Annotated in this window: 22 protein-coding genes and 1 tRNA gene; 14 read left to right on the top strand and 9 right to left on the bottom strand. The window is 66.7% G+C overall.

Features of this window, described 5'->3' with window-relative positions; translation table 11 throughout:
• Positions 1-198: 198 nt before the first annotated feature.
• Positions 199-354 (bottom strand): class IIb bacteriocin, lactobin A/cerein 7B family, encoded by a 156-nt coding sequence (locus LF41_RS16480; protein WP_084073573.1) that lies wholly within the window; start codon positions 352-354, stop codon positions 199-201.
• A 13-nt stretch (positions 355-367) separates the two neighbouring features.
• Entirely contained in the window at positions 368-511 is a 144-nt protein-coding gene (locus LF41_RS17015) for a hypothetical protein (protein WP_161786956.1), read from the bottom strand.
• Positions 512-949: 438 nt separating this feature from the next.
• Here LF41_RS17015 and LF41_RS11600 point away from each other — a divergent pair, with 438 nt between their 5' ends.
• From LF41_RS11600 to LF41_RS11585, 4 genes are all read left to right on the top strand, one after another.
• Complete coding sequence (locus LF41_RS11600) at positions 950-1222, top strand: hypothetical protein (RefSeq protein WP_036169846.1); 273 nt, start codon at positions 950-952, stop codon at positions 1220-1222.
• A gap of 157 nt (positions 1223-1379) precedes the next feature.
• On the top strand, positions 1380-1847 hold the full coding sequence (locus tag LF41_RS11595; protein ID WP_036169844.1) for an Hsp20/alpha crystallin family protein: 468 nt from the start codon (positions 1380-1382) through the stop codon (positions 1845-1847).
• Positions 1848-1910: 63 nt separating this feature from the next.
• Positions 1911-2270, top strand: a complete 360-nt coding sequence (locus LF41_RS11590) for a hypothetical protein (protein WP_036169842.1) — start codon at positions 1911-1913, stop codon at positions 2268-2270.
• 94 nt (positions 2271-2364) lie between these two features.
• Complete coding sequence (locus LF41_RS11585) at positions 2365-2754, top strand: hypothetical protein (RefSeq protein ID WP_036169840.1); 390 nt, start codon at positions 2365-2367, stop codon at positions 2752-2754.
• Between the two features lie 110 nt (positions 2755-2864).
• Here the strand turns inward: LF41_RS11585 and LF41_RS11580 are convergent, their stop codons facing one another.
• Positions 2865-3230, bottom strand: a complete 366-nt coding sequence (locus LF41_RS11580; RefSeq protein WP_036169838.1) for a cupin domain-containing protein — start codon at positions 3228-3230, stop codon at positions 2865-2867.
• Positions 3227-4474 carry a glycosyltransferase gene (locus tag LF41_RS11575; protein WP_036169836.1) on the bottom strand — a complete coding sequence of 416 codons (1248 nt, stop codon included), beginning with the start codon at positions 4472-4474 and terminating at the stop codon, positions 3227-3229. Before LF41_RS11575 ends, LF41_RS11580 begins: the two co-directional genes overlap by 4 nt.
• Before the next feature lie 153 nt (positions 4475-4627).
• Here LF41_RS11575 and LF41_RS11570 point away from each other — a divergent pair, with 153 nt between their 5' ends.
• Positions 4628-5104, top strand: a complete 477-nt coding sequence (locus LF41_RS11570; RefSeq protein WP_152599998.1) for a hypothetical protein — start codon at positions 4628-4630, stop codon at positions 5102-5104.
• Positions 5105-5277: 173 nt separating this feature from the next.
• Here LF41_RS11570 and LF41_RS11565 read toward each other — a convergent pair.
• A tRNA-Phe gene (locus LF41_RS11565) sits at positions 5278-5353 on the bottom strand.
• A 150-nt stretch (positions 5354-5503) separates the two neighbouring features.
• Between LF41_RS11565 and LF41_RS11560 the strand changes: the two genes are divergently transcribed.
• Entirely contained in the window at positions 5504-5926 is a 423-nt protein-coding gene (locus tag LF41_RS11560; protein WP_036169834.1) for a DUF6491 family protein, read from the top strand.
• A 4-nt stretch (positions 5927-5930) separates the two neighbouring features.
• Here the strand turns inward: LF41_RS11560 and LF41_RS11555 are convergent, their stop codons facing one another.
• The 4 genes from LF41_RS11555 to ftsY are packed head-to-tail and all read right to left on the bottom strand — an operon-like array spanning position 5931 to position 9610.
• Positions 5931-6203: an oxidative damage protection protein gene (locus LF41_RS11555; protein WP_036169832.1), complete on the bottom strand. Its 273-nt coding sequence runs from the start codon at positions 6201-6203 to the stop codon at positions 5931-5933.
• Position 6204: 1 nt separating this feature from the next.
• On the bottom strand, positions 6205-7248 hold the full coding sequence (mutY, locus tag LF41_RS11550; RefSeq protein WP_036169830.1) for an A/G-specific adenine glycosylase: 1044 nt from the start codon (positions 7246-7248) through the stop codon (positions 6205-6207).
• On the bottom strand, positions 7245-8489 hold the full coding sequence (locus tag LF41_RS11545; protein WP_036169828.1) for an AsmA family protein: 1245 nt from the start codon (positions 8487-8489) through the stop codon (positions 7245-7247). The genes mutY and LF41_RS11545 overlap by 4 nt, the downstream gene beginning before the upstream one ends.
• On the bottom strand, positions 8489-9610 hold the full coding sequence (gene ftsY / locus LF41_RS11540) for a signal recognition particle-docking protein FtsY (RefSeq protein ID WP_084073571.1): 1122 nt from the start codon (positions 9608-9610) through the stop codon (positions 8489-8491). Before ftsY ends, LF41_RS11545 begins: the two co-directional genes overlap by 1 nt.
• 65 nt (positions 9611-9675) lie before the next feature.
• Here ftsY and rsmD point away from each other — a divergent pair, with 65 nt between their 5' ends.
• From rsmD to LF41_RS16475, 8 genes are all read left to right on the top strand, one after another.
• A complete protein-coding gene (gene rsmD, locus LF41_RS11535; RefSeq protein ID WP_036169827.1) occupies positions 9676-10254 on the top strand; it encodes a 16S rRNA (guanine(966)-N(2))-methyltransferase RsmD in 579 nt (192 codons plus the stop codon).
• 64 nt (positions 10255-10318) lie between these two features.
• Entirely contained in the window at positions 10319-10819 is a 501-nt protein-coding gene (gene coaD, locus LF41_RS11530; RefSeq protein ID WP_036169825.1) for a pantetheine-phosphate adenylyltransferase, read from the top strand.
• A gap of 41 nt (positions 10820-10860) precedes the next feature.
• Positions 10861-11349: a hypothetical protein gene (locus LF41_RS11525; RefSeq protein ID WP_036170055.1), complete on the top strand. Its 489-nt coding sequence runs from the start codon at positions 10861-10863 to the stop codon at positions 11347-11349.
• Between the two features lie 51 nt (positions 11350-11400).
• Entirely contained in the window at positions 11401-11673 is a 273-nt protein-coding gene (locus tag LF41_RS11520) for a YfhL family 4Fe-4S dicluster ferredoxin (protein WP_036169822.1), read from the top strand.
• A complete protein-coding gene (gene ggt, locus LF41_RS11515; RefSeq protein WP_036169821.1) occupies positions 11670-13409 on the top strand; it encodes a gamma-glutamyltransferase in 1740 nt (579 codons plus the stop codon). The genes LF41_RS11520 and ggt overlap by 4 nt, the downstream gene beginning before the upstream one ends.
• Complete coding sequence (locus LF41_RS11510) at positions 13406-13996, top strand: hypothetical protein (RefSeq protein ID WP_036169819.1); 591 nt, start codon at positions 13406-13408, stop codon at positions 13994-13996. The genes ggt and LF41_RS11510 overlap by 4 nt, the downstream gene beginning before the upstream one ends.
• Positions 13997-14033: 37 nt before the next feature.
• Positions 14034-14927, top strand: coding sequence for an MBL fold metallo-hydrolase (locus LF41_RS11505; protein ID WP_036169817.1), 894 nt, complete (start codon positions 14034-14036; stop codon positions 14925-14927).
• Complete coding sequence (locus tag LF41_RS16475) at positions 14924-15919, top strand: TMEM43 family protein (protein WP_161786955.1); 996 nt, start codon at positions 14924-14926, stop codon at positions 15917-15919. Before LF41_RS11505 ends, LF41_RS16475 begins: the two co-directional genes overlap by 4 nt.
• The last annotated feature ends 1 nt before the right edge of the window (position 15920 follow it).

The raw sequence follows: 15920 nt of genomic DNA, 5'->3' as shown, positions 1-15920 counted from the left end.
CGAGAGGGCCGACTAATGATCCCTAGTGTTTATTGAGCCCTCGGACAGGGCCAGCCGCTTCCCAAGGCTGTACCCGATCGCGGCATGTGCAAGGCCGACCGCGATCACGGTCAACGCAACAAACGCAAGTTTGGTTTCCTTGTTCATGTTGATTCACTCAATTGGTGTGCATATACAAAACGGACATCGCGATCTGCTTCAACGCGCGTCCCGAGCAGCCATGTCCTTACCAACTTCATAACCAAAGGCAAACACCGCGCCGCCCAGAGCGGCGAGCGCAATCGCTGTCGCGAGGGTGCCGCCATTCACTTGTTCGAGTTCCGATTCTGAAAGTTCACGCACGCGCTTTCCCATCTGGTCAGGTTATTCAGGCGTTGGCGTAATAGCCAAGCAGCATTCCTGCCCCAAGAGCGGGGCATACGACGAAGCCGAAGCCAATCACGTACTTCGTTGTGAGTGACATCTTTCCGCCATGAACGACGGCAAGGTCACCGGCAGTCAACTCACGCATCAATTTCTCCTAAATGGATTTGGCAAGCGCGCTTTGCAAATTCGCGATTCACTGGCGCGTCCAAATAGCAGCATGGGGGATGGAGGCGGGCAATCGGATTGGCGTCTACCTAGCGGAGAAATCAGGTAATTGATGATGCGAATCTTCTAGATGAGTTGGGCAGAGCAGACACGCCGCAAGGCGATCATCCGCTGTGATCGCGGTTTCTAACGACGGTGTGGTGAGGAGGATCGCTAACACGACCGCACGGCGCAAGTCGCCGTGGCGCGACAGAAGTTGATCGTTGGCGTGCGCAAGGCTGGCGCGAAGGCCCCGCTTTGCAGTCGAGCCTTTCATTTCTCGGTGTTCCCATCATGTTATGCCTGGCCGGGGAGGGAATCGAACCGTGACACGGGATGCTCAAAGCACGCTTGAGATTGGTCCTGCTTCCAATCCAGCGTGCGGAACATCCTGGTGAATTTCAGGAACGCGCAGCTACTGGCCAACGACGATAGCGGGCGCGTCGACTTCATCGCGAAGAGCGCGGTGTCTCCCGCCTTGAATGGTTGCCGGGTCGCAATGCTTGGCCTTTCACGCGAAGACGGCCGGTCCACGGAGACGACGGCCCAGATCAGGAAACTCGAACTAGCGTTCTTCGATGATCGGGAAGAAGCGATCAGATGGCTTGAGCGGATGCCCATCAAGACGAGTCGTCCACGGCATATTTCCTGAGGCAGCGGAAGGCAGTTTTTAATGCCTTTTTGACGCCGCTTAAGGATCGCCAACGGAGGAGTTTCGCCCGCTTGAAAAACCGCGCAGGCGCGCTATTTTCCCGCGCGGATGGGCGCTGCCACATCCGGAGATCAACCAGCTAGATTGGAGAAATGCGATGAACCAGATGGCTCGCTTTCCGCAGTGGGGCGGACAGGGAACCACGGATCCGGTCCGCCAGATCATCGATCGCCTGTTTGAAGGCAACTTTCTACAAGGCGGCTCGAAGGACGAGTCGTCAGTGGTCACCAGCCAGTGGATACCGCTGGTGGACATCAAGGAGGAGCCAGGTCGCTTCGTCCTGTACGCCGACATTCCAGGCGTCAACCCCGAGGACATCGATGTACAGATGGATAAAGGGTTGCTCACCATCAAGGGCGAGCGAACGAGCGAGGTCGACGACAACAGCGAGCGTTTTTCGAGGGTGGAGCGCCAGCACGGCAGTTTTCATCGCCGGTTCGCGCTACCCGATAGCGCGGACCCGGACGGCATCACGGCGACGGGACATAACGGCGTGTTGCAGATCATGATTCCCAAACGTCCCGAAACGACGCCTCGACGCATCCAGGTGGGCTCGACATTCTGACCCAGCGCGCCCCGCGTTCCAGCGGGGCGCTCCCACAGATTCCTTTCTATCCAGGAGCTGGAGATGGACAGCTGGCGCGAAGAAATTGCGATCCTGCAGGCGCAACTCGCCGTGCAGCAAATGGCCCTGCGGGCCGTGGTGCAGACGCACCCCGACCCCACGGAGTTGCTGCAGCAGTGGCGCAGGCTGCGTGCCGATCGCGTCGCCGCTGCGTATGCACTTCCCGCGGAGGTCCGTTCCAGCGAGTGGCTCTCCCAACACGTCCAAGCGTTTGCCGAGGACTGGACCGCTGAACTCGTGGAAGCAGTCACGCGCCAGACGGAGCGCCTGGACGTGTCGTCTGATCCAGACCTGCGAGCCTGCCGGATCGATGACACGTTTGGCCCGAACAAAAAGCCCGCAACGAGTGCGGGCTTTCGGTGACCACTTGAATATTGCGCAATTGAGGCGAGCCACACGGCGTCGGCTCATTGCGTATGCTTTGCTCGCCATTAGCAGTTATCAGGAGCGTCGCGGCATGAAGGAGTTCACTCGTCAGCCTACGCGGGGAGAACGCGCGTTCGGCATTGCTCTCAGTGCCATGCTGGCGATTGTGTTGGGCCTCTTGTCCATGCTCCTTGTATCGAAAGGGGCCTGGGTTGCCTCGGCCGTTGTTGGGGTGGTACTCGCCTGTGTCGTCTTCATTTTGTGCCGCGCCGTTCTTGGAGGGAGAAGTGCGCTGGGTCGCAAAGGAAGCCACAGGCTTGCGTGGGCATTGCTGTTGCTGGGGATTGGCGGCTGTGCACTTGTTGCACTTGTCGGATTTACCCACGGCTCCATCGAGCACAGGCGCATGGTCCTGGGCGGCTCGATCATGCTTTTCTCGGCGGGACTTGCAGGGATCCGGGGGAGTCATGCCCGCGCGTGATCGAGATGTCCGCTTCTGGCCGTAAGCGGTCACCCCCGCCGGCAACGGCCTCCAATCTGACGCAACACAAGGGCAGCATGTGGGCTTGACGGCGGCGCCCTACGGGCTCGCTAGTCCCCCGTCGGAGCCACGCCCGCGCGCTCGATCATCAGCACCACCGTCCGGCCGCGCGCATGCGGGAAATGCATCACGCCCCGCGGCACGGTAAAGGCCTGGCCGGGTTGCAGCGTGACCATGCGGTCTTCGAGTTCGATGTCCAGCTGCCCTTCCATGACCATGAAAAACTCGTCGGTGTCGTCGTGTTTGTGCCAATGGAAGTCGCCGTCGAGCACGCCCAGCCGCACCCACGCATCGTTGACGGCGCAGAGCGTGCGGTTCCACCACGGGTTCTGTGCGGCGCCGATGGCGGTGATGTCGAAATCGGTACCGACGGGGTGGAGGATGGTGTCGGTGTCGATGTCGTACGCGTTGTTCATGGCGGGGTTCCTGCTCGTGATGCAATGAGTTGTTCGAGCGTTTCCGCTGCGATGGCAGGGCCATTCTCTGCCTGCATGCGTTCGCCCAACGTTTGTGATTTTGCGCGCACGTCGCTGCGACCCGCGAACGCGATGCCATCCGCGATTTCGCGTGCGCTGCATCGATGCCCGTTGAGCGGCCTCGGGGCGACGCCGGCGCTCGCCAGGCGGTCGCCCCAGAACGCTTGATCGCCGGCGAAGGCAAGCACGACCGATGGGACGCCCGCACGGGCGGCCGAGTGACTCGTCCCCGAGCCGCCGTGGTGGACGACCGCCGAGACGCGCGGGAACAACCAATCGTGCGGGACGTCGTCGATGACGAAGAAATTGCCGGGGAGTGTCGCGTCGTGTCCCGCCCAACCCGGGTGGAAGAGCACGCGTCGACCGCCAACGCCCTCCACGACGCACCGCATGAGCCGGTCGCGATCGAACCCGACCATGCTGCCGAAGCCGACATACAGCGGCGCTTCGCCGGCGTCGAGCCAGGCGCGTAGCGCGTCCGGCGGCGACCAGTCCTTGCTCGGCGCGACCCATTGCCCGCTGACAGACGTGGAATCCGGCCAATCCGGCGCCGCGGGTACGAGCGACGGCGACACGCCGTAGACCATCGGATGGGTCGTCCAGGCGGCGTCGCGACGCGGCATGCCGAACGCTTCGGCGCGTGCGCGGTTGGTGGATTGCTTGAACGCACGCCAGAGCACTTCGTTGATGAGCAGATGGCTCGTGCGATTGAGGAATCGCGGGACGAAGCGCGAGCGCACGAAAGGCGTGGGGAACGCGGAGGTCGGGGAGAACGGAATGAAGCCCACGCCGATCGCCGGGCGCCGCAGATACTCGGCCGCCGAGAGTCCCGTGAATGCCGCAAGGCCGGAGACAAGGATCGCGTCTGCGTCCCGCGCAGCGTGTACGATTTCGCGCAGCCATGCGGTCGCGTGCGTGTTGGCGATATGCGCCAGCGCCTTCGCCATGCCCTGAACGCCACGATCGTTCGCGACGACGGTGTCGATGCCCGCCTGCGGATCGTCGACGCCCTTGATGTCGCCGGAGAGCGCCGAGGTTGCCACACCCAGCGCATCGGCGTGCCGCAATGTGGAACGGTCGGCGAGCAGGTGGACCTGATGTCCGGCGTCGAGGAGTGCGCGACTCAGCGCCGCCAGTGGGCGCACGTCGCCTTCGGTGCCGTAAGTGGCGATGACGAGCTTCATGGGGGGGCGAGGGGGAATTGAACGGCGATACAGTGCGCCCGTGGCGGTGCGTGTGGCAACGAGAATAATTAAACGAACGCGGTCGGAGTCCGCCGGCGTCCAGCAGCGTGAAGCCGGGCGCATCGAGCGTCGCCCGGCGAGCGAAGGGATTAATTGTTCTCGTTGCCATCCCTCTGCCCGTGGGGCAGCCTTGTGACCATGACCAGCCGCCAACGCCTCATGTTCGCCAATGGCATCGTCCTCGGACTGTTTGCCATTCCGTCATTCTTCATGGACATTCGCGCCATCTTCTTCGGCGCGGGCCCCCTGGTCACGGCCCTGCGTGGCGAGCCGTCGAGCGGCATCGGCTTCCTCGAAGCGCACGGCCTCGCCGCGATCTTCGCCTTGTGGTTCCTCTACGTCGGCCGCACGCAGGCGCCGCCTGCACGCGCATGGCATTTCACCGGCGCCGCCGTGCACACGCTGCTGGGCGCGTCGAACATCGCGCTTTGGCATTTCTTCATCTTCATGGACATGCTCGCACTGGGTTATGTGTCGACAGCCGTCCACATCGCGTTCGCGGTGTTGCAATTCGTTGTCGGTATGCGCGCCACTTCCCATCGCGCTGCAGCGGATGCGCTTCGGAATTGATCGCGGCTTTGTCCGACGCGCGGCCCCGGGCGCGAATCAGGTCCACCCCAGGGAATGCAGCTGCGACGGCCATACGGCACCATTCGGGGCGCAGCCTGCCGGATCGATGACACGTTCTTGGCCCAAACAAAAAGCCCGCAGCAAGTGCGGGCTTTCGGTGACCACTTGAATACTGGTGGCCGGGGAGGGAATCGAACCCCCGACACGGGGATTTTCAATCCCCTGCTCTACCAACTGAGCTACCCGGCCAGCGAGCCGCGCATGTTACGCAGATGGCCGGGGCAGGGCAAGCCGCATGCTCGCTGAATGGCGTGCGGGCGGGGGCGACCGCACGCCTTTGTCGGGAGCAAGATTGGATCAGGCGGCCCCGACACGGGGCCGGGACACGGGAGGTTCCCCATGAAAGGCCAGATGATTTCCGCCGTCGCCGCGGTCTCGGTGACATTGCTGCTCGGCGCATGTTCGTCGGGGATGACGAAGGAGCAGCGGCTTTCCCTCTACGAATCCAACGCCGGCGAGCCCATCGCAAAGATCAATTACTTCTCGCCGCAGGGTTGGGAAGAGGTCGACAGGAACCACGTGGTGGTGACGATGCGGCCGAAGGAGTCGTACCTGATGCGCCTCAGCGGCCCGTGCCTGGATTACGACAACGGCGCCGCGGCGATGGTCATCACCACGCAGACCGGCGCGTGGGTGCAGGCGAAGTTCGATCGCGTGGCCTTCGCCGGTTCGAACATGAACTGCCGGATCGAAGAGATCCGCCCGCTCGACATCGAAGCCGTGCGTGCCTCGCGCAAGGCGATGGAAAGCAAGACGATCTGACGGCTCAGGCGTCGGGCGCGACGTAACCGACGGGTTTCTCCGCGCCGCCGCCGAAGAAGTACTTTTCCATCTCGGCCTCCAGCATCGCGCGGTGCTTGGGGTCGAGCGGCGAGAGCCGGTTTTCGTTGATCAGCATGGTCTGGTGTGCGAGCCAGCGTTGCCAGGCCGGTTTGCCCACGTTCTCGAACACGCGCTTGCCCACCGGGCCGGGCCAGGGGATGAAGTCGAGGCCGGCGGTTTCGGTTTGGTCGACGACGCAGAAGACGGTGCGGGGCATCTCAGCTTTCCAGTAATTTGCGGACCGGCGCGGGCAGGCCGAGCGTATGCAGCAACGCGCGTTCGATCCAGCGCAGGTCGCCATTATCGCCCGTCGTGCGTGTCGCCGATGTATCGCGCCAACGCAGGGGCTGGATCTGCAGCCGGTAATGGGTGAACCCGTGCGCCACCGGCGCCAGCGGTTCGGCGCGGTCGTAATCCGACGCGATGTGTTCGGCGAACCAGGCGCGCGCCGCGTCGTGGTCGGAATGTTCGGGGAAGCACCACAGCGAACCCCAGATGCCCGCGGCCGGGCGGCGCTGCAACAACACGCGGCCTTGCGCGTCCTCGATCCACAGCATCAGCGCGCTGCGTTCGGGCAGCGGCTTGCCGGGCTTCGGTGTCGGCAGTTCGGCGGTGCGGCCTTCGCGCAACGCCGTGCACACGGTTTGCATCGGGCACAGCACGCATGCCGGGTCAGCGCGCGTGCACAGCGTTGCGCCGAGGTCCATCTGGGCCTGCGTGTAGTCGGCCATGCGCGCATCGGGCAGTTGCGATTCCGCGATGGCCCACATGCGCTTTTCGATCGCGGGCAGGCCCGGATGACCTTCGATCCCGTGCACGCGCGCGAGCACGCGCTTGACGTTGCCGTCGAGGATCGGGAAGCGATCGCCCCACGCCTGCGAAAGGATCGCGCCCGCGGTGCTGCGGCCGATACCGGGCAGGGCGATCAACGCGTCGAGATCGCGCGGCAGATCCCCGTCGTGCTTTTCGACGCACGCCTTCGCCGCCGCATGGAGGTTGCGCGCCCGCGCGTAGTAGCCCAGGCCCGCCCACAACGCGATCACCTCGTCGAGCGGCGCGGCTGCCAGCGCACGCACGTCGGGCAAGGTGGCGAGGAAGCGTTCGAAATACGGAATGACGACGCGCACCTGCGTCTGCTGCAGCATCACTTCCGACAACCACACGCGATACGGCGTGCGCGGGTGTTGCCAGGGCAGGTCATGACGGCCCGAGACGTCGAACCATGCGAGCAGACGGCTCGCGAAGGAATCGTTCTCGATCATGGTGCGGCCGTGTCGAGCGCGGGGTCGTGCATCCGCACGTCGACGCCTTCGAGGACCGCGCCGCCGATGTCGAGCGTCGGCGTCGTCAATCGTCCGCTCAGCGGCGGCAGCGGCGAGGATTGCGCTGCATCGATCCACGACAGCACCGCGGGCAACGCGAAGCGCGCGTCGAGCCGCGTTGCATCGCGCGTCAGTTGCAACCGCGCGACATCGGAGAAATCGAATGGCCCCGCGTAATCGAGCACGACGGGCAGCGGCGAGGTCGATTGCCCGATCGGCGGCGGCAGCGCGGGCCAAGCGTCGGGCCACGTCGCGAGTGTTCCGGCCAGGTGCAGCATCGCCTTGTCGGTGTATGCGAAGGCCGCGCGACCGTCGAAGTTCGGCACGAGTCCCTTGCCGCGCAACGCGAGGCCGGCGGGCGAGAGCGACACCGCGCCGCCTTCGTAACGCAGCGGACCGTTGAGCGCGAAGGCGAACGGCAGATCGACATCCTTTTGCGTGTAACGCGCGGCGATCGATGCGCGCAGGGGCGCGATGCGAACACCGTGGTCGTCGAAATGCAGCGGGCCCGACACGCGCACGGTCGCGGGCATGCGGCGGCCGGGTTGTTCCAGCGTGATGGTGCCGTGCGCGCCGAGGCCGGCGTCGTTCGCCGGCTGCGTCATCTTCAGCGCGAGTTCGAACGGAACGCGCGTGTCGCGCGCGACGTAACGGCCCGAGGTTTGCGCTTCGACCGGTTTGCCCGGCATCACGCGCGGCACGTCGAGCGCGATCGCATCGATCGACCACCCGGCGCCGACCACGCGGCCATCTCGCACGCGCAATCCATCGGACAGCGTCGGCATCTTCGATTCTTCGCTCGGGGGCCGCGACGCGAGCCACGCCTGCAACATCGGCACGTCGAGCACGGGGGTATCGAGTTCGATGCGCTTGATCGCCAGGTCCGCGCCGCGCGTGCGCACCGTCGACCACGGCACCGACACATCCACGCGATCGGCATGCAGCAGCGGACGCGAAGCGCCATGCGCACGCGCTTCCACGTCGCGCAACACCAGGCGCGGGCCACCGGCGAGCGTGTATTCCGAAACGCCGCGCGCCGTGATTTCCAGCCCGAGCGCGGAGCCGAGCTGCGACATCACCAGCGATGCGACGCGCTGCGGACGCGAGACGAACCACAGCGCGAGCGCGAGCAGCAGCGCCACCGCCGCAATGGCCAGCAGCCAGCGGCGCGCGCGCGTCATCAGGCGCCGAGCGATTCCGGGAGCAGGGCGTCGACGAAGGCGTCCGCGTCGAACACGCGCAAGTCTTCGGGGCGCTCGCCGATGCCCGCATAGCGGATCGGGATGCCGAACTCGCGCGCGAGCGCGAACACCACCCCACCCTTCGCCGTGCCATCGAGCTTGGTGACCACCAGGCCCGTGACGGTCACCGCCTGGTTGAATTGCCGCAATTGCGACAGCGCGTTCTGGCCCGTCGTGCCGTCGATCACCATCAGCACTTCATGCGGCGCGGAGGCGTCGACCTTCGCGATCACGCGGCGGATCTTGCCCAATTCGGCCATCAGGCCCTGCTGCGTGTGCAGGCGGCCGGCGGTGTCGGCGATCAGGACGTCGGCGCCGCGCGACTTCGCCGCGTTCAATGCGTCGAAGGCGACCGATGCGGCATCGGCGTTCTGCCCCTGCGCGATCACCGGCACGTCGTTGCGATCGCCCCATGCCTGCAATTGCGCGACGGCGGCGGCGCGGAAGGTGTCGCCCGCGGCGAGCATCAGGCTGCGGCCTTCGTCCTTGAAGCGGCGCGCGAGCTTGCCGATGGTCGTCGTCTTGCCGACGCCGTTGACGCCGACGGTGAGCAGCACGAAGGGCTTGGCGTGCGGATCGATGACCAGCGGCTGCGCGACGGGCGCGAGCATCGCGATGAGTTCGGCGCGCAGCGCACGCAGCAATTCCTTCGCATCGGCGAATTCGCGGCGCTTCATGCGCTGGCGCAGGCCTTCGAGCAATTGCGTCGTCGCGGCCACGCCGACGTCGGCGGTCAGCAGCGCGGTTTCGATCTCGTCGAGCAGGTCGTCGTCGAGCTTCGGGTTGCGCGAGAACAACCCGCCGAGACTCTTGGCGAAGCCGCTGCCGCGCAGGCGCTCGCGCCATCCGGATTTACCGGCGGTCGCGGGGGCGGCGCGTTCAACGAAGGGCGGTTCGACCACTGGCTCGAAGTTGCGGTCGATTTCGACGAGTGCCGTTTCCGGTTCGGGCGCGGCGATGCCTGCGCCTTCGGGCGCGTCGGCGGCGCGCGGGGCGTCGGTCTGGACGTCGGTCGAAGGCGGCGGGGCGTCGTCGGGTTTCTTGCGTCGGAACCAGCGCATGCGGCCGCGGCGTGTCGATCGTGGAGAATGGCCGGCATGGTAGCACCCACCCCCGAGACGCCCCGATGACGCGCCGCGACCCGTCGGCAGGCCATGTCCGCATCGTCGGCGGCCGCTGGCGCGGCACGAAGTTGCGCGTGCCCGATCGCCCCGGCCTACGCCCGACCTCCGATCGCGTGCGCGAAACGCTGTTCAACTGGTTGCTGCCGATGTTGCCCGGCGCGCGCGTGCTGGATCTGTTCGCGGGCACCGGCGCGCTTGGGTTCGAAGCGCTGTCGCGCGGCGCGGCGAGCGCGGTGCTGGTCGAGCATGACCGAGAAGCCGCCGGTTTCCTGCGCGAAGCCGCCGCGCGCCTGCAGGGGGGCGATGCCGCGCAAGTGGTGCAGGCCGATGCGATGGCGTGGCTGCATGCGCAGCCCGAGGCGAGTTTCGACCTGGCGTTCGTCGACCCGCCGTTCGACGCCAACCTGTGGGGCGGCGTGTTGCCGGTGCTCGCGCCGCGCATGCGCCCCGACGCCTGGCTGTATGTCGAAGCGCCCGCGACGGATTCGGCGCCGCCGCCCGAGGGCTGGCGCCTGCATCGCGAAGGACGCACCCGCGAGGTGCGGTACGCGCTCTATCGAAAGGGCACGGGCCCCGGTTGATCCGGGACCGGCCGTTTCAACTCGGTTACACTCGCCGCGTCTTCCCGACCCGAACCACGCACCGATGCCCGTGGCCACCCGCATCGCGGTCTATCCCGGCACGTTCGACCCGATCACCAACGGGCACGTGGACCTCGTCGACCGCGCAGCGCCGCTGTTCGAACGCTTGATCGTCGGCGTGGCCCAGAGCCCGGGCAAGGGCCCTGCGTTGCCGCTCGATCTGCGCGTGGACCTGGCCAGGGACGCGCTCGGGCATCACCCGAACGTGGAAGTGCGCGGTTTCTCCGGGTTGCTCGCGCACTTCGTGACGGAACTGGGCGCCGGCGTTCTGCTGCGCGGGCTGCGCGCGGTGTCGGACTTCGAATACGAGTTCCAGTTGGCGAGCATGAATCGCCATCTGATCCCGGGCGTGGAGACCTTGTTCCTCACGCCCGCCGAGCAATACGGTTTCATTTCCTCGTCGCTGGTGCGCGAGATCTCCCGCCTCGGCGGCGATGTCTCGGGGTTCGTGCCATCGGCGGTCGCCGCCGCGCTGCAAGCCGAATGGCAGCGCATTTCCACCTGATCCAAATTCCTGTTCCGGGGGGTTCCACCATGCGCCAGAAGATGCTCACGATGTCCCGCACCGCGCTGCTCGCGATGCTCGCGGTCCTCGCCCTCGCGGCGTGCAAGAAGGAAGAGGCGCCGAAGGCCGTGGCCGCCGCGGTGGCGGTGCCGACCAACGGCGATCCGAATGCGTGGCAGGCCTACGCCAGCGACGTGGTCAAGAAGAACATGGATGGCGTCACCAACGCGCCGTTCGTGTACTTCCTGCCGCTCGAAACCGACGCCGACTTCCAGGCGCAGTACGACGCGCAGATGGACAAGGTCAAGAGCGACCTGGGCCGCGGCATCCTCGAAGGCAACATGCTCGCGTTCGTCTCGCCGGCCTCGAACAAGATGGGCGACCTGGTCGTCGCCGCGTTCGCCGACGTCGCCGCCGGTTCGATGAAGGGCGTCAAGGTCCTTTTCATCGGCCAGGCCGCGGACAACGAACGCGTCAAGGCGGCCGTCGCGCCGTCGGGCGTCAACTACGTGTTCGTCGAAGCCAAGTAAGGCATTCCCGGTGCGTGGCCGCCGCGCGGCCACGCATCCGGACGCAAGACCATGTCCCTGAAAATCAACGAGCTCTGCGTCAACTGCGACGTCTGCGAGCCGGCTTGCCCGAACCGGGCGATTTCCCAGGGCGAAACCATCTACGTGATCGACCCTTCGCGCTGCACCGAATGCGTCGGCCACTACGACGAGCCGCAGTGCGTCGTCGTCTGCCCGGTCGAATGCATCGACCCCGATCCCGGGCATCCCGAATCGCACGAGCAACTGCTCGCCAAACTCCTGCGCCTGAAGCAGGAAGGCATCCCGAGGGAACCCCCCGCATGACGCACGCGTTGCGCCCGGCCATCCGGCACGTCCTTTCCCTTTGCGCGACGCTGTTGCTCCTCGCGGCCTTCGACGCCGCGGCGGCCGATGCGCGCGGTGCGCGCCCGCAACATCCCGACGGCACCGTCATCGCCAGCGCGCAAGCTTTGGCCACCGACGCGGGCCTCGAAGCGATCCGCAACGGTGGCAACGCATTCGACGCCGCGGTGGCCACCTCCGCGACGCTTGCCGTGGTCGAACCGATCTCCTCCGGCATCGGCGGCGGCGGGTTCTTCCTGCTGCACGATGCGAAGACCAACCGCGACATCTTCGTCGACGCGCGCGAAACCGCGCCGGAATCCGCCACGCCCGAGGCCTACCTCGACAAGGCCGGCGAGCTCGACACCGACCGCGCCGAGAACGGCCCGTGGTCCGCCGGCATTCCCGGCTTGCCCGCCGCGCTCGTGCACATCGCATCGAAGTACGGCCGCCTGCCGTTGCGCACGACGCTCGCACCGGCGATCCGCCTGGCGCGCGATGGCTTCGAGGTCTACCCGCGCCTCGAGCGCGGCTACGGCAGCCGCCGCGAAGTGATGGAGCGTTACGCCGGCACGCGCGCGGTGTTCCTCGCCGATGGCGACCCGCCCAAGGCCGGTGAAATCCTGAAGCAGCCCGATCTCGCGCATACGCTCGAACTGCTGGCCGAAAAGGGCTACGACGGCTTCTACAAGGGCGAAGTCGCGCAGAAGTTGTTGAAGGGCGTCGCGGACGAAGGCGGCAAGTGGACCGCACGGGAGCTGGCGAGCTACCGCGTGCGCGAACGCGAGCCGCTGCGCTTCAAGTACCGCGGCTGGGACGTCGTCACCGCGCCGCCGCCGTCGTCGGGTGGCATCGCGCTCGCGCAGATGCTGCAGGTGATGGACGGGTGGGACCTGTCGAAGCTCGACGAAGCGCACCGCATCCATGTCGCCGTGGAATCGATGCGCCGCGCGTTCCGCGACCGTACGATCTATCTCGGCGATCCCGATTTCGTGAAAGTGCCGGTCGCGCGGCTGATGGACCGCAACTACGCGGCCGGTCTGCGCGCCTCGATCCATCCGGACAAGGCGACGCCGAGCGCGTTGTTCTCGGGCCAGCCCGCGCCGCTCGAAGACGACGAAACGACGCATTTTTCCATCATCGATGCCGAAGGCAACCGCGTCAGCACCACGCAGACGGTGAACCTGCTGTACGGCTCGGGCATGGTCGTGCCGGGCACGGGCGTGTTGCTCAACGACGAGATGGACGACTTCGCGCTGCGCCCGGGCACGCCGAACGCATTCGGCGTCATGGGCTTCGAGTCCAACGCGCCGAAGGCGGGCAAGCGCATGCTCAGCTCGATGACGCCGACCTTCCTCGACAACGGCGAGAAGGTCATCGCCATCGGCGCACCCGGCGGCAGCCGCATCATCACCGAGGTGCTGATCGGCATCCTCGGGTACGACGCGGGCCTCTCGCCGCAGGAAGTCGCCGCGCTCCCGCGCTTCCACCACCAATGGATGCCCGACGTGATCTCGGCGGAAAAGGGCGCGTTGTCGCCGGAGGCCGTCAAGGCGCTCGAAGCGATGGGCCACACGGTCAACGCCGCGGAACCGACCTGGGGCAACCTGCAGACGGTGCAGTGGGACCGTCGCACGAATACGCTGTCGGGCGGCTCCGACCCGCGCAATCCGGTCGGCAAGGCCGCCGTGCAACCGAGCGAAGCGAAGCGCAAATGACCGAACAGCCGCCGAAGAAGCCAACGTTGCAGCACGTGCCCGCGATCCTGACGGGCGCGGCGGCGCTGATCGCCTCGTTGACGGCGGTGTACGTGAACCTGCGCGGCGACCGCGCACCGTCGACGCCGCAGGCGGTGGTCGCTTCCGCGCCCGCGAGTGCGCGCGGTGCGTCCGAGGCGACGCCCGCACGCGAAACGCCGAAGTCCGTCGACCGCTTCACCGTCGCGGTCGATCGCATCGCGGTGGAGAACGACGGCTCGCCCGGCACCACCGACTGGCGTTTCACCGTGGAGGCAGACGACGATGCATTGTTCGCCTTCCAGCAGGACGACCTGGACGACACCGGCGGCCGCAATGTCGCCGTGCCCAAGGACGCGACCGGCGTGCTGCGCATGGACGGCCGGAACGGGGTGCGCGTGACCATCAAGGGCTGGCGCGGACGCCTGTTCGGCCTGGGCCGCGCGCCCGACGCGACGGGCGAGGGCCGGCTGTCGGCCAGTGGCGCGGTCGGCGCCATCCGTGTCGCGGCGGCCAAGCCGGAGGAAGGCGCGTTCGTCTTCCATCTGTCCGCCGATCCGGCGCGCTAGCGATTCGTTAACCGGCGCACCGCTTACAATCGGCCGCATGAAGCTCTGGTCGATCCTCGGCAACTCACAGAAGCTCGATGGCGGCGCGATGTTCGGCAACGCCCCGCGCGCATTGTGGTCGCGCTGGGCCGCGCCCGACGATGCCAATCGCATCGCGCTGGCCTGCCGCGCGCTGCTCGCGAGCCCGCTCAACGGCAAGACGGTGTTGTTCGAAACCGGCATCGGTGCGTTCTTCGATCCGAAGATGCGCGAGCGGTATGGCGTGGTGGAAGACCGCCACGTGCTGCTCGAATCGCTGCGTGCCGCCGGCTTCGAACACGACGACGTCGACATCGTCGTCCTCTCGCATCTCCACTTCGACCACGCCGGCGGCCTGCTCGCGCCGTGGAGCGAAGGCCGCGCGCCCGAACTGCTGTTCCCCAACGCGACCTACGTCGTCAGCAAGGAATGCTGGGAGCGCGCGAACCATCCGCACCCGCGCGACCGCGCATCGTTCATTCCCGAGTTGCAGGGGCTGCTGGAAAAAAGCGGCCGGCTGGAGCTCGTCGAAGGCGTGCACACGCCGGCGCTCGGCAAGAGCGTGCGTTTCCATTTCAGCGACGGGCACACGCCGGGGCTGATGTTGTCGGAGATCATCGGGCCGGACTCGAGCAACGGTGAGGCGCATGGCGGCGTGGTGTTCTGCGCCGACCTGATCCCGGGCCGCCCGTGGGTGCACGTGCCGATCACGATGGGCTACGACCGCAACGCCGAATTGCTGATCGACGAGAAGCGCGAGTTCCTGGAAGACAAACTCGCGCGCAACGTCCATCTGTTCTTCACGCACGATCCGGAATGCGCGCTCGCGCAGGTGGTGCGCGACGACGCCACGGGCCGCTTCGGCACCACGCACGAAGTGGCGGAACTGCACGCGCGGGCGCTGGCCGCATGAGGCACGCCCTTCGCGGGATCCTGGCGCTGCTGTTCTTGCTGGCGAGTGGCTTCGTGCACGCGCAGGAGGGCGAGCCGGTCTCCGACGAAGTGGTGCGCGATCGCGAGTTCGGCGTCAGCGCGCGGCATTTCGGTTTGGAACGCCGCGTGGAAATGTTCCAGTGGCGCGCGAAGGACGGCGGGTTCGAGCGCGTTTGGAGCGAGGCGCCGATCGATTCGAGCGGCTACGCCGCCGGCCACGCGAATCCGGAATTCCCCATGCGCGGGCGGCGCTGGACCGCGCAGCGCGTGACGCTCGACGACAAGCCGCTCGACCGCAGCGTGATCGAGCAGTTCGGCCAGTGGCGTTCGTTCCGGCCGAACTTCTCGGCCCTGCCGGGCAATCTCGCGGCCACGTTCCAGCCCGAAGGCGATGGCCTGGGCAGCGCGGAGAATCCGCTGGACCCGCAGATCGGCGATTTGCGCATCGGTTGGCGCGAGCTGACGCTGTCCGCGCTGAAGGGGCATGTGTCGCTCGAACGCGGGACATGGTTTCCCATCGCCGGCGACCCGATTCCCGACGACCCGCCGTTGCCGACGATGGCGCCCGCCGCGGCCGCGATTCCGTTGCCGGTGACGGCGCTGATGTTCGCCGCGTTGCATGCGTTGTTGCTGATGGCGCTGACCTTGCAGGTCGTGCGCTGGCGCACGCAGGCGCGCGTGGGCATCGGCGCGGGCGAAAGCCGCGAACTCGCACGCTGGATCCGCGTGCATGGCAACTTCACCGAATACGTGCCGCTGACGTTGTTGTTGCTCGCGTTGCTGGAAATCGCGGGCGTCGGCCGGCAGTGGATCTTCACCGGCGGCGTCGTGTTGCTGCTCGGCCGCGTGTTGCACGCGTGGGGCCTGGGCCGCCACGCGGGTACGTCGGTGGGCCGCTTCCTCGGGATGCTGCTGACGATGGTCGTGCTGGGCGGCGCGACCGCGACCGCCCTGTGGATCACGATGCGCTGAG

Source organism: Lysobacter dokdonensis DS-58 (assembly GCF_000770795.1).
GTDB lineage: Bacteria > Pseudomonadota > Gammaproteobacteria > Xanthomonadales > Xanthomonadaceae > Noviluteimonas > Noviluteimonas dokdonensis.
Note: the sequence above shows the minus strand (reverse complement) of the source record. Positions and strands in the feature narration are given on the sequence as shown.

Coding starts and splice junctions, on each gene's coding strand:
- LF41_RS17015 (WP_161786956.1), bottom strand. CDS start 511: ATGCGTGAGTTGACTGCCGGTGACCTTGCCGTCGTTCATGGCGGAAAG.
- LF41_RS11590 (WP_036169842.1), top strand. CDS start 1,911: ATGGACAGCTGGCGCGAAGAAATTGCGATCCTGCAGGCGCAACTCGCC.
- mutY (WP_036169830.1), bottom strand. CDS start 7,248: ATGATCGAGAACGATTCCTTCGCGAGCCGTCTGCTCGCATGGTTCGAC.
- LF41_RS11525 (WP_036170055.1), top strand. CDS start 10,861: ATGCTCACGATGTCCCGCACCGCGCTGCTCGCGATGCTCGCGGTCCTC.
- LF41_RS16475 (WP_161786955.1), top strand. CDS start 14,924: ATGAGGCACGCCCTTCGCGGGATCCTGGCGCTGCTGTTCTTGCTGGCG.
- LF41_RS11555 (WP_036169832.1), bottom strand. CDS start 6,203: ATGCCCCGCACCGTCTTCTGCGTCGTCGACCAAACCGAAACCGCCGGC.
- LF41_RS11585 (WP_036169840.1), top strand. CDS start 2,365: ATGAAGGAGTTCACTCGTCAGCCTACGCGGGGAGAACGCGCGTTCGGC.
- ggt (WP_036169821.1), top strand. CDS start 11,670: ATGACGCACGCGTTGCGCCCGGCCATCCGGCACGTCCTTTCCCTTTGC.
- LF41_RS11505 (WP_036169817.1), top strand. CDS start 14,034: ATGAAGCTCTGGTCGATCCTCGGCAACTCACAGAAGCTCGATGGCGGC.
- LF41_RS11580 (WP_036169838.1), bottom strand. CDS start 3,230: ATGAACAACGCGTACGACATCGACACCGACACCATCCTCCACCCCGTC.
- LF41_RS11560 (WP_036169834.1), top strand. CDS start 5,504: ATGAAAGGCCAGATGATTTCCGCCGTCGCCGCGGTCTCGGTGACATTG.
- rsmD (WP_036169827.1), top strand. CDS start 9,676: ATGACGCGCCGCGACCCGTCGGCAGGCCATGTCCGCATCGTCGGCGGC.
- LF41_RS11520 (WP_036169822.1), top strand. CDS start 11,401: ATGTCCCTGAAAATCAACGAGCTCTGCGTCAACTGCGACGTCTGCGAG.
- coaD (WP_036169825.1), top strand. CDS start 10,319: ATGCCCGTGGCCACCCGCATCGCGGTCTATCCCGGCACGTTCGACCCG.
- ftsY (WP_084073571.1), bottom strand. CDS start 9,610: ATGCGCTGGTTCCGACGCAAGAAACCCGACGACGCCCCGCCGCCTTCG.
- LF41_RS11545 (WP_036169828.1), bottom strand. CDS start 8,489: ATGACGCGCGCGCGCCGCTGGCTGCTGGCCATTGCGGCGGTGGCGCTG.
- LF41_RS16480 (WP_084073573.1), bottom strand. CDS start 354: ATGGGAAAGCGCGTGCGTGAACTTTCAGAATCGGAACTCGAACAAGTG.
- LF41_RS11575 (WP_036169836.1), bottom strand. CDS start 4,474: ATGAAGCTCGTCATCGCCACTTACGGCACCGAAGGCGACGTGCGCCCA.
- LF41_RS11595 (WP_036169844.1), top strand. CDS start 1,380: ATGAACCAGATGGCTCGCTTTCCGCAGTGGGGCGGACAGGGAACCACG.
- LF41_RS11510 (WP_036169819.1), top strand. CDS start 13,406: ATGACCGAACAGCCGCCGAAGAAGCCAACGTTGCAGCACGTGCCCGCG.